The sequence below is a fragment of the Streptomyces albidicamelliae genome, from assembly GCF_025642175.1.
Lineage (GTDB): Bacteria > Actinomycetota > Actinomycetes > Streptomycetales > Streptomycetaceae > Streptomyces > Streptomyces albidocamelliae.
Map to the genome: position 1 here is coordinate 3647055 of NZ_CP106795.1, position 10732 is coordinate 3657786.

A 10732-nucleotide genomic window follows, 5' to 3' on the forward strand; every position below is an offset into this window, starting at 1 on the left:
TCAGGGGATGCGGCGGCCCTTCGGCGTACGCGGCGGCGGCGCGCCGGCTCCCGCCCGCTTCCGCCCTGTTCCGCGGCCTAGCGGGTTCCGCGGCGGGGCAGGAAGGTGAAGACCGCTGCGCCCAGCAGGATCGCCGTGCCCGCGACCAGGCCCAGGGCCTTCAGCCCGCCGTGGTCGCTCGCACCGGTCTCGGCGAGACCGCCCGAACCGCTGTCACCGCTGTCGCCGCCCGCGACACCGCCGCCCGAGGTCGAGGTACCGCCCGCGGCGCCGCCCGGCTGCTGGGCGGTGTCCAAAGTGAGCGAGACCTCCGTCTTCTTCGGCGTGCACGTGGTGGTCGTACCGAGCGCCTTGACCGTGAGGACACCCGGGGACAGGGTCGAGGTGCCGTCCGCGCCCGGCTTGTAGGTGCCGGTGAGGTCGGGTATCGCGATCGGGTCGCCGGACTTGATCGGTGCCGCGTTCGCCGGGCCCTCCACATGGACCGTCCCCTTGTCGGCCCCGCCCAGCACGACCTCCATGGACGGCTTCACGGAGTCCTTGGGGATGTCGGCGGGGCTGTCCATGACCGACTTCTTGAACTGCACGGTGAGGTCGTAGCTCCCGCCGTTCCTTTTGGCGTTGATCTGCACCGGCGAGGTCGCGTTCTTGTCGCCGATCGGGGTCTTGCAGGCGTACGGGATCTGCACCTCCTTGCCGGTGAAGTCGGTCTGCCCGGTGCCGCCGGTCGCCGTGGGCGTGGCGGTCGGGGTCTTCGTGGGTGTCGCCGACCCGGTCGGCGTGCCCGACTTGGTGGGCGTCGCCGTGGAGGTCCCGCCGCCACCCCCGGTGACCTGGATCGACGCCGCCTTCTGCACGGTCTCCTTCGGCGAGCACCTGGTGTCCGTGGACATCGCGTTCACCGTGTACGCGTCCGGGGTCAGCGTCACCTCGCCGGCCGTCGTCAGCTTCAGGCTGCCCTTCATGTCGGACAGCACCATGGCGCCGCCCTTGGGGATCGCCGGGTTCTCCCGCGGGCCCCGCATCGCGATGTCCGCGGTCTGCGCGCCGGCCGCCTTCAGCACACCGGACGGCTGGACCGAGTTCGCGGGCAGGTCGATGATGTCGGGGTTCTTCGAGGCGGCCCGGACGAACTTCCAGACGACGTCCACCGTGTCGCCGACCTTCGCGGTGGCGGGCGCGGTGACCTCGACCTCGGTGGTGCCGTCGACGGGGTCGATGCCCGCGGGCGGCACGCAGTGGGTGGCGAACGACACCTGCGCCGCCTGCGCGGGTACCGCCGCCAGGCCCAGCAGGACTCCCGCACCGCCCAGCACCAGCGCGGCGCCCGCCGCGGCCGGCCTGCGCGCGCCGGCCGGTGTGCCTCTCCTTCGCATGCTCACGTGGGTCCCTTCGTGGTGGGAGTCGTCGGACTCGTCGGGCTGTCGTCGTGCGGTGCGGAGAGCCGGCCGGCCGGGCCGCCCGGAACGGAGTCCGGGCCGAACCACGGCAGGGCCGGAGTCGTCGGGGGCGGTGCGGTCTCCCGCGTCCGGCCGCCCAGGCCCGGAAGTCGCGGGGTGCCCGGCCACCACGGGGTGCCCGGCGGTCGCGGGGCGGGGCGGGACAGCCGCCGGTGGCGGACACCGCCCGGGCGGCGCGGCCGTACCCGGTCCACCACGGCCATCCCCACGCGGAACAGCGCGGCCGGGACGACCATCCAGAGCAGCAGCCAGAACAGCGTCACGCCCCAGGGGCGGCCCACGCCCCACGGCTGCTCGGCGAGGACCCGGCCGTCGTACTTCAGGGTCACCGTGTAGTCGCCGTGCGCCCCGGCGGGCAGCTCGACCGGCAGTTCGATCCGGGCCTTCTTCCCGGGTCCGAGGGTGCCGCGCCACTGCTGGTCGTCCCACTGCGGGGCGAAGACCCCGTGCGCGGTGCCGACCTGGAAGACCGGGTCCCGGACCGGACCGGTGCCGGTGTTGCCGACGGTGAGGACCAGGGTGCGGCCCGGCGGGGCCCCGAACCAGGTCAGCAGCGAGCCGGAACCGGTCAGCCGGGTGTCGGACAGCACCGCGAGACGGCCGCCGGAGCGCTGGGCGGGCAGCGGGGCGACGGGGTGCCCGGCGACCCGGAGGACCGCGTCCGCCTCGGCCGTCGTGCCGGTGACGGTGGCCACGTGGACCACGCAGGGGCAGGGCACGGGTGGTTCGGCGACGGGGAGTTTCCGGCGGAAGGCGCCCCGCGCGTCGGTGGTCACGGCCCGGCCGTCGCCGTTGGCGCAGGAGTTGGTGCCGCCGACGACGCCCCGGGACGGTGTGGCCCGCCCGCACACCAGCAGCATTAGCAGGGTGTGCGGGCGCCATCCGGTGCCGGTGACGGTGACCGAGCCGCCCGTGCCCGCCTGCGACGCCGACAGCCTCACGGCCGGCCCGTCGGCGGCGGCCACGGGCCCGGCGGCGGTCAGGACGAGCAGCGCGAGCACGGCCGCCCACACGGACAGCCGGATCATCCGTACGGTGCCGCTCACTTCACCGGTCCTCCCGTCGACTCGACGCCCTCGGGCCCCTCTTCGTCCGCGCCGGAACCGTGAGCGCCGTCGGCGGCCGTACGGCTCCCCCGCCGCCGTACGACGAGCACCGCGCCCGCGGCCAGCGCGGCGGCCGCCCCCGCCGGTACGGTCCACGGCACGAAGCGGGCGGACGCGGTCGCCGTGTCGTGCGCTCCGCCGGGGGCCGTGACCGTCAGCCGTACGTCGACCGCGTCGAGGGCGGGCCGGTCCGGCCAGGGCTCGGTGAGCTTCAGGCGCGCGCCCGGGCGCAGGCGGACGGGCAGGTCGCGCGGCGGGCGGTCCAGGACCCGGCCGAGGACGCCGTCCGCGCGCACCGCGAGTCTCGGCGCGAGGGCGGTCGTACCGCGGTTGACCAGTTCGTAGGTGATCCGGTCGGTCCCCACGGACAGGTGCTCGACGGTCAGTGCGGCGAGCGCGGGGCCGGCGACGCGCAGCCTCAGCCGGACGGTCGCCGTCCGGCCGCCGGTGTCACGGGCGACGACCGTGCCGGACAGGTCGCCGGGCTCGGCTCCGGCCGGGACGGTCACCGTGAAGGGCACGTCGGCGCGGGTCCGGGCGGGGACGCGCAGCCGCGCATCCGCGAAGGCGGTCCGGACACCGGTTCCGGTCAGCCGTACGACGACGGACGTCCGCCCGGGATTGGTGACGGACACCGTGTCCTGGAGGACGGCCCCCGGCGGGCCCTCCGCGTAGAGGAACGGCCGGCCGGCGCCCGCGGGCGTCACCGACCAGGTGCCGGCGGCGGCTTCGTGCGCCGCGCCCAGCAGCGCGACCGGGCACAGGGCCGTGGACACGGCGGCCCGGTGCAGGCGCCGGCGGCGGTGCGGGGCGCGGGTGGCGGACGGCATGGGCGGCTCCGGCGGTCGTGGGCCGAGGGCAGGCGTGGGCCGGGCGGTCGGGGATTCAGCGGCGCGCGGCCGTCTGGCCGCGCCGGGTGAGCCACAGCGCGCCCGCAGCGCCGGCCAGGAGGACCGTTCCGCCCAGCGTGCCGAGCGCGACGGCCGAGTCGGCGGGGCCGGTCTGCGGGAGCTGTCCGCCGGAGGACGAGCCGCCGGCCGCCGTGACGTCCAGGGTCAGCGACGGCTTCGGGCTGTTGGTCGGCGCGCAGGTCGTCGTCGTACCGAGCGCCTTGATCGTGAGCGTGGCCGCCGTGAAGGTGACCTTGCCGGTCTTCCGCGGCGTGTAGGTGCCGCTCAGGTCGCTGATCTTGATGGGGGTGTTGGCGGGGATGGCGGCCGCGTTGGCGGGGCCGCTGACCGCGAGCGTGCCGCTGTCCGCACCGCCCAGCCTGATGGTCGCGCTCGGGGTCATCGCCCCCTTGCCCAGCTCCACCGGGCTGGAGGAGACGCCCTTCTGCCAGGACATGGTGATCTTGTAACCGCCGCCGCTCCTGACGCCCTTGATGTCGATGGGCGAGACGGCGCTCTTGACGCCGATCGGCGTCTGGCAGCGGTAGTTGACGTCGACGACGTCGGCGTGGGCGGCCGGCGCGGCCAGCAGCACCGCCGAGCCGGCCAGGGCCGCGGCGGACGCGAGCGCGGCGGTTCGCTTCGGGTACGACACGATCGGTCCACCCCATTCATTCACGACGAGGTACCTGACGACACATCAGATTCGGCCGTCAAGGTACGCCCGGGCTCGTGAGGAAGGAAGACGCGTCACAGCCCGGAGTTGTGGCGATCCGGCGCACACGGAGAGGCTCCGGAGTGGAGACGGGGACGCCCTGCGTCCGCCCTCACGGGGCACTCCGGGACACGGACGGGCTGCGCCTGTTCATGAGGCGGGCCGGGACGAGAGCGGCCGCCGCCTCGTCCGCGGGGCACGCCGGGACGTGCATGAGCCGACGCCTCGCCCACGGGGGCACCCCGGGACACGGACAGATGGCGCCCCCGCACGAGGCGCGCCGGACCGAGCGGGCCGCCACCTCGGCCGACCGGCGCTCCGGGGCGCGGACAGGCCGGTGCGTCGCCCAGGAGGCGCGCCGGAACGCGAGTGGCCGACGCCACGCCCACCGGCGCCCCCTCCGCGAGGCGCGGCGGAACGGGAGCAGCCGGCCCGTCGGCACAGGGGGACACGGACGGGTGGCGCCCCCGCACAAGGCGCGCCGGATCGAGCGGGCCACCGGATCACCCGCGGGGCACGCCGGGACGTGCATGAGTCAACGCCTCGCCCACGGGGGCACCCCGGGACACGGACAGATGGCGCCCCCGCACGAGGCGCACTGGACCGAGCGGGCCGCCGGATCGCCCGCGGGGCACGCCGGGACGTGCATGAGCCGACGCCTCGCCCACGGGGGCACCCCGGGACACGGACAGATGGCACCCCCGCACGAGGCGCGCCGGACCGAGCAGGCCGCCGGATCGCCCGCGGGGCACGCCGGGACGTGCATGAACCGACGCCTCGCCCACGGGGGCACCCCGGGACACGGACAGATGGCACCCCCGCACGAGGCGCGTCGGATCGAGCGGGCCGCCACCTCGGCCGACGGGCGCTCCGGGACGCAGGCAGGCCGGTGCGTCGCCCAGGAGGCGTGCCGGAACGCGAGTGGCCGACGCCACGCCCACCGGCGCCCCCGCCACGGGAGCGGCCGAATCCCCCGGCGAGGGGGACGCGGGCAGGCGGTGTGGTGCAGGGCGCGCCGGGATCCGGGGGACCCGGCGGCCCGCTCACCCGGCGGGGCCGGCCGCGTCCACGCCTCAGTCGGGGCGCGCCCGGCGGGGTGCGGGCGTGATCACGCCGGAGCGCCCAGCTCCGCCCACACCGTCTTGCCGGGGCGGCCGGCGGCGCGGACGACGCCCCAGTCCAGGCACAGCCGCTGCACGATGAACATGCCGTGGCCGCCGGGGCGGCCGGCGCGGTGCGGGGTGCGCGGCGACGGCTGACCGGTGCCGCGGTCGGAGACCTCCAGCCGGATGACCTTGTTGTCGCAGGCGAGGAACAGCTCGTCAGGGCCCTCGGCATGCAGGCAGGCGTTCGTCACCAGCTCGGAGACGACGAGCAGTACGTCCTCGGCCGCGGCCCGCTGGTCGGCGGTGTCGGCGGGCAGCCAGCCCCACGCGTACAGCGCCTGGCGGGTGAAATCGCGGGCGAGCGGCACGACACCGCTCTCCCCCTCCAGGACGAGTCTGCGGACCTGCCGGCCCCGCGCCCCCGGGGTGCCACCGGACGGCACCGACGGCACGGACGGCGCGGCTGCCCCCGTGGCTGCGCCGACAGCCGGCGCATCCCCCTCGGACGCCCCGGAAGCGCCGCTCGGCTCCGGGCCGCGGTCGCCCGGCGAGTAAGGCCGGGTGGTGCTCATCAGCGCTTCACCTCACCGATTCACCAGTTCACAATTCAAAAGCCCGGCACCACTGCGTGCCGGCCGGTCGATCCGTCGTCCGCCCACCGTCCGTGCGACGTCCCTCGTCGGCCCGTCCGTCGCACACATGTCCCGTCCGGGATCGCCTTCCAGGTCGTCCGCCGGTACCGGGTCGGTCCGGCGGCGGGCGGTCGGCAGGATGTCTCCTGCCTCCTCCTGCCCTCTCCTGCCCGACGGATCCGGCGGAACACCCCCGTCTTCGGCATGACAGGCGCAACGTCCGGAACGAGTGCCGTACGGCGGGGCCGGGACACCCGCTCAGTCCGCGCCGTCGGCCAGGGCCGCCTCCACGGAGTCGTGGACGGTGAAGACCGCCTCGGCCCCTGTGATCTCGAACACGCGGGCGACCACCGGCAGCATTCCCGCCAGGTGGACCCCACCTCCTGCGGCTTCTGCCTTCAGGCGCGCCCCGAGCAGGACGTTCAGCCCTGTGGAGTCGCAGAACTCCAGGCGTGAACAGTCGACCACAAGCCGCGAGAAGCCCTTGGCCAGAAGGTCGTCGAGGGGCTCGCGCAAAAGATCGGCGGTGTGGTGGTCAAGCTCGCCGGCCGGTGTCACTACGGCGCTGGAGCCCTCTTCCCGCACCTCCACCAGAAGCCGGCCCGACTGTGCGCTGCCGACCGTCCCGTGGTCCATGCCGTCTCTCTCCCGAGGTCGTGGCTGCTGATGCCCTCGAACATTACGCCTTCCATGCGCACTCCGACACCCGAACATCCGCACACAAAAGGACATATACGGACAGAACGCACTTGCGACCACCTCGGGAAAGCGGGTAGGGCTAGTAACGACACCTAGACCGACACGCCGGCTTCGGAGGCGCCGCACACCGCAGTGCACGTTCTGGCTTCGGCTGCCTTATGCCGAGAACGATGGAGGACACCCATGTCACCCCGGCTCGACGAATCGCATACCCCGCTCGCGACGTCGACACCCCCACCGGAACAACTGGATCATGCCATCGATCCTCTCGATCTCCTCGAGGGACTCCCGGAGATCCCTCGGTACGACGAGATCGGCCCCGTCGACGCGCGGGCCCTTTCCAAGACCCTCTTCGAGCGCCTCGAGTCGCTGGAGGAAGGGACGCACGACCACGCGTACGTCCGCAACACCCTCGTCGAGCTCAACCTCGCGCTGGTCAAGTTCGCCGCCTCCCGGTTCCGCTCCCGCAGCGAGCCGATGGAGGACATCATCCAGGTCGGCACCATCGGCCTGATCAAGGCGATCGACCGCTTCGAGCTCTCCCGCGGCGTGGAGTTCCCCACCTTCGCGATGCCGACGATCATCGGCGAGATCAAGCGCTTCTTCCGGGACACCTCGTGGTCCGTGCGCGTCCCGCGCCGGCTCCAGGAGCTGCGGCTCGACCTCGCCAAGGCCGGGGACGAGCTGGCGCAGAAGCTGGACCGCGCCCCCACGGTCGCGGAACTCGCCGAGCGCCTCGGCATCACCAACGACCAGGTCGTCGAGGGCATGGCCGCCTCGAACGCCTACACCGCCTCCTCGCTGGACGCCCAGCCCGAGGAGGACGAGACCGAGGGCGCCCTGGCGGACCGCATCGGCTACGAGGACCACGGTCTCGAGGGCATCGAGTACATCGAGTCCCTCAAGCCGCTGATCGCCGAACTCCCCTCCCGGGACCGGAAGATCCTCTCCCTGCGGTTCGTGGCGAACATGACCCAGTCCGAGATCGGCGAGGAACTCGGCATCTCCCAGATGCACGTCTCCCGGCTGCTGTCGCGCACGCTCGTGCGGCTGCGCAAGGCACTGACCGTGGAGGAATGATCCCGGGGCCCCTCCCCCCGCCGCCGAAGCCCTGAAGCGGTCCGGCTCTCCGAGCCGGGCCGCTTCGGCGTGCGAGGCGGCCCACGTCTCCGGCTGGCCGGTACCCACCGCCCCAACCGTTATGCGGTTACCGGCGGAAACCTCTTTCCACGGTCCGTCAGCTCCACCACTATGGGGCCCCCTACCGGCTGGTACGCCGGGCCGGGGGCCGCAACGGCGCGGTCGCCCGGTGACGCGAGGAGGCGCAAACGATGGCTCAGGGGGACGGGGCCGAGGCGGGCGGGGGACACGAGGACGCGCCGGACGCACGGCTGACCGAACTGCTGCGCTCCCCCACGCCGACGGCGTACCCCGCGCTGCAGGAGCTCCGGCGGCGGCACCTCCCGGCGGTACTGGGCTACGCCCGGCTGTGCGCCGCGAGTGAGCCGGCGGCCCGCAGGCTGGCGTCGGAGGCCTTCACCACGGCCGCCCGCGAGGTGGCCCGCGGCATCGAGCCGACCCTCCCGCTGCGCCACCGGCTGCTGCTGCTGACCGCGCAGGCAGCGGCCGGCTGGGCGCGCGACGAGCGCTCCACGGGCGTCGATCCGGGCCTGCTGCTGGTGCTGAACGCGGCCGGGCTGCCCGAGGGCCCCGTCCCGCCCCTGCTGCCCGCCTTCCAGTCGCTGCCGTCCCGCACCCAGGGACTGCTCTGGTACGGCGTCCTGGAGGGGGAGAGCGAGGAGCGCACCGCGGCCCTCCTCGGGCTCAGCCGCCCCGACGTGGCCCACAGCGCCCCGCAGGCCCTCAAGGCCCTCGCCCAGGCCTGTCTGCGCCATCGCCTGGCCGCCTCCGACGACTCGCGCTGCCCGGACTTCCGCCGGCTCATCGAGGAGGCGGTACGGCCGGACGGTCCGCGCCGCAGCCCCGATCTGGCCGCCCACATGGCGCACTGCCCGCACTGCACGGGTGCCCACGAGGACCTGCGGGCCCTGCGGGACGCCCCCCGCCAGACGCTCGCGGAGGGGCTGCTGCCGTGGCGCGGGACGGCGTACATACGCGCGCAGGAGCCGGCGGCGGCGCTCGGCGACGCCGCCGGTCCGAAGGAGTCCTGGCCGCCCCGGAACCGGGTCCTCCTGGCCTCGGCGGCCCTCGGCGTGGCCCTCACCCCGCTGCTCGTGTTCCTGCTCACCCCGGCGGACGGCTCCGGCCGGCAGCTGGCGGCGGCGACGCCCGCGCCGCCCCCGGTCACGGTAACCGCGACGGTCCAGGTGACCCCGACCCGCTCGGCGGCCTCGCCGTCCCCGTCCCCGTCGGCCACCTCCGCGTCACCGTCACCGAGCCCGACCACGCACCGCCCGACGCCGACCCCGTCCCCGCCGCGCCGGCCGAAGCCCAGCCCGACTCCCCCGCCCGCGCCGCCGGGCACCTCCCCCGCCCAGGTGGTCGACCTGGCCACGGGCCGCTGCCTGGACATCCGCGACGGCGACCTCTACAAGGGCAACGACGTGATCACCGCCGACTGCTCCGGCTCCCGCACCCAGCGCTGGCGCGTCGACCCCTATCTGGGCGTGCTCCGCTCGGCGGCCGACGACGACTTCTGCCTGGACAGCCGGGGCTCGGTGGAGCGGGGCGTCGGCATCTGGGAGTGCGACTCGGTGTACGGCGGGAACGGCGACAACCTGCGCTTCACCGTCGACGGCGACGGCACGATCCGCCCGGCCATCGCCCTCGGGACGGCGGTGACCCCGTACGGCCGCTACGGGGTCGCCCTGAGTCCCCTGGACGGCGGCCGGGAACAGCGGTGGCGGGCCGGGGCCGCCTGACCGCCGGCGCCGGCCTGAACCCGGTCCCGGCCCGGCGGCTCAGGCCACCCGGACGCCGCGCCGCCACACCTCGCGGACCAGCGGGACGCCCGGCCGGTAGGCCAGGTGGACGTGGCTCGGGGCGTCGAGGAAGGCCAGGTCGGCGTACGCGCCGGGGGTGAGGCGGCCGATGTCCGTGCGGCGCAGGGCGGCGGCGCCGCCCGCCGTCGCCGACCAGACCGCCTCGTCCGGGGCCATCCGCATGTCGCGCACGGCCAGCGCGATGCAGAAGGGCACGGAGGACGTGAAGGACGAGCCCGGGTTGCAGTCCGTGGACAGGGCGACCGTGACCCCCGCGTCCAGCAGGCGGCGCGCGTCCGGCCACTCGGCGCGGGTGGAGAACTCGGCGCCGGGCAGCAGGGTCGCCACCGTACGGCCGCTCGCGAGGGCGTCGACGTCCGCGTCCGTGAGGTGGGTGCAGTGGTCGGCGCTGGCCGCGTCCAGCTCGACGGCCAGCTGCACGCCGGGGCCGTAGGAGAGCTGGTTGGCGTGGACCCGCGGGTGCAGGCCCTTCGCCTTGCCGGCGGTGAGGATCGCGCGGGCCTGGTCGCCGTCGAAGGCACCCTTCTCGCAGAACACGTCGATCCAGCGGGCGTGCGGCGCGCAGGCGTCCAGCATCTCGCCGGTGACCAGGGCGACGTAGGCCGCCGGGTCGTCGGCGTGGTCCGGGGAGACGATGTGGGCGCCGAGGTAGGTCACCTCGTCGGTGTGCCGTGCCGCGATGCGCAGGGCGCGGGCCTCGTCCTCGACGGTGAGGCCGTAGCCCGACTTGGTCTCGAAGGTGGTGGTGCCCTGGCGGAGCGCCTCGGTCAGGTAGTGGGTGAGGTTCGCCTCCAGTTCCGCGTCGGTCGCGGCGCGGGTGGCCGCGACCGTGGTGCGGATGCCGCCCGCGGTGTAGGAGCGGCCGGACATGCGGGCGTTGAACTCCTGGGTGCGGTCGCCGGCGAAGACCAGGTGCGAGTGGGAGTCCACGAATCCCGGCAGCACGGCCCGGCCGGCCGCGTCGACCCGGTGGTCGGTGGCGGGGGCCTGGCCGGATTCACCGGCCCAGACGACACGGTCGCCCTCGACGACGACGGCCGCGTCCTGGATCAGGCCCAGGGGGGAACCGTCACCGAGGGCGGGGTCGTTGGTGACCAGCGTGGCGATGTTGGTGATGACGGTGCTGCTGCTCATGGTGTCCTCGGGGGTGGCCGGTCGGGG

9 protein-coding genes are annotated in these 10732 nt (G+C 74.9%); 2 read left to right on the top strand and 7 right to left on the bottom strand.

The window, feature by feature from the left end; genetic code table 11:
• Nucleotides 1-77 precede the first annotated feature (77 nt).
• The 6 genes from N8I86_RS16710 to N8I86_RS16735 all read right to left on the bottom strand — a co-directional run bounded on the left by N8I86_RS16710 (nt 78) and on the right by N8I86_RS16735 (nt 6545).
• Nucleotides 78-1376: a hypothetical protein gene (locus N8I86_RS16710; RefSeq protein WP_263278136.1), complete on the bottom strand. Its 1299-nt coding sequence runs from the start codon at nt 1374-1376 to the stop codon at nt 78-80.
• 2 nt (nt 1377-1378) lie between these two features.
• Entirely contained in the window at nt 1379-2488 is a 1110-nt protein-coding gene (locus N8I86_RS16715; RefSeq protein WP_263280119.1) for a hypothetical protein, read from the bottom strand.
• A gap of 14 nt (nt 2489-2502) precedes the next feature.
• Nucleotides 2503-3396, bottom strand: a complete 894-nt coding sequence (locus N8I86_RS16720; protein ID WP_263278137.1) for a COG1361 family protein — start codon at nt 3394-3396, stop codon at nt 2503-2505.
• Nucleotides 3397-3451: 55 nt separating this feature from the next.
• Nucleotides 3452-4111 carry an LPXTG cell wall anchor domain-containing protein gene (locus N8I86_RS16725; protein WP_263278138.1) on the bottom strand — a complete coding sequence of 220 codons (660 nt, stop codon included), beginning with the start codon at nt 4109-4111 and terminating at the stop codon, nt 3452-3454.
• A gap of 1168 nt (nt 4112-5279) precedes the next feature.
• Nucleotides 5280-5849 carry an ATP-binding protein gene (locus N8I86_RS16730; protein ID WP_073901391.1) on the bottom strand — a complete coding sequence of 190 codons (570 nt, stop codon included), beginning with the start codon at nt 5847-5849 and terminating at the stop codon, nt 5280-5282.
• A 318-nt stretch (nt 5850-6167) separates the two neighbouring features.
• Nucleotides 6168-6545 (bottom strand): STAS domain-containing protein, encoded by a 378-nt coding sequence (locus N8I86_RS16735; protein ID WP_059251093.1) that lies wholly within the window; start codon nt 6543-6545, stop codon nt 6168-6170.
• 246 nt (nt 6546-6791) lie between these two features.
• On the opposite strand from N8I86_RS16735, the gene N8I86_RS16740 reads away from it, so the two are divergent.
• Nucleotides 6792-7688, top strand: coding sequence for an RNA polymerase sigma factor SigF (locus N8I86_RS16740; protein ID WP_073901394.1), 897 nt, complete (start codon nt 6792-6794; stop codon nt 7686-7688).
• A 251-nt stretch (nt 7689-7939) separates the two neighbouring features.
• Complete coding sequence (locus N8I86_RS16745) at nt 7940-9490, top strand: RICIN domain-containing protein (RefSeq protein WP_263278139.1); 1551 nt, start codon at nt 7940-7942, stop codon at nt 9488-9490.
• Nucleotides 9491-9529: 39 nt separating this feature from the next.
• Here N8I86_RS16745 and hutI read toward each other — a convergent pair whose 3' ends face one another.
• The gene (gene hutI, locus N8I86_RS16750; protein ID WP_263278140.1) at nt 9530-10705 is read right to left on the bottom strand and encodes an imidazolonepropionase; all 1176 of its coding nucleotides are present in this window, start codon (nt 10703-10705) and stop codon (nt 9530-9532) included.
• Nucleotides 10706-10732: the final 27 nt, after the last annotated feature.

Coding starts and splice junctions, on each gene's coding strand:
- N8I86_RS16720 (WP_263278137.1), bottom strand. CDS start 3,396: ATGCCGTCCGCCACCCGCGCCCCGCACCGCCGCCGGCGCCTGCACCGG.
- N8I86_RS16740 (WP_073901394.1), top strand. CDS start 6,792: ATGTCACCCCGGCTCGACGAATCGCATACCCCGCTCGCGACGTCGACA.
- N8I86_RS16730 (WP_073901391.1), bottom strand. CDS start 5,849: ATGAGCACCACCCGGCCTTACTCGCCGGGCGACCGCGGCCCGGAGCCG.
- N8I86_RS16715 (WP_263280119.1), bottom strand. CDS start 2,488: ATGATCCGGCTGTCCGTGTGGGCGGCCGTGCTCGCGCTGCTCGTCCTG.
- N8I86_RS16735 (WP_059251093.1), bottom strand. CDS start 6,545: ATGGACCACGGGACGGTCGGCAGCGCACAGTCGGGCCGGCTTCTGGTG.
- N8I86_RS16745 (WP_263278139.1), top strand. CDS start 7,940: ATGGCTCAGGGGGACGGGGCCGAGGCGGGCGGGGGACACGAGGACGCG.
- N8I86_RS16710 (WP_263278136.1), bottom strand. CDS start 1,376: ATGCGAAGGAGAGGCACACCGGCCGGCGCGCGCAGGCCGGCCGCGGCG.
- hutI (WP_263278140.1), bottom strand. CDS start 10,705: ATGAGCAGCAGCACCGTCATCACCAACATCGCCACGCTGGTCACCAAC.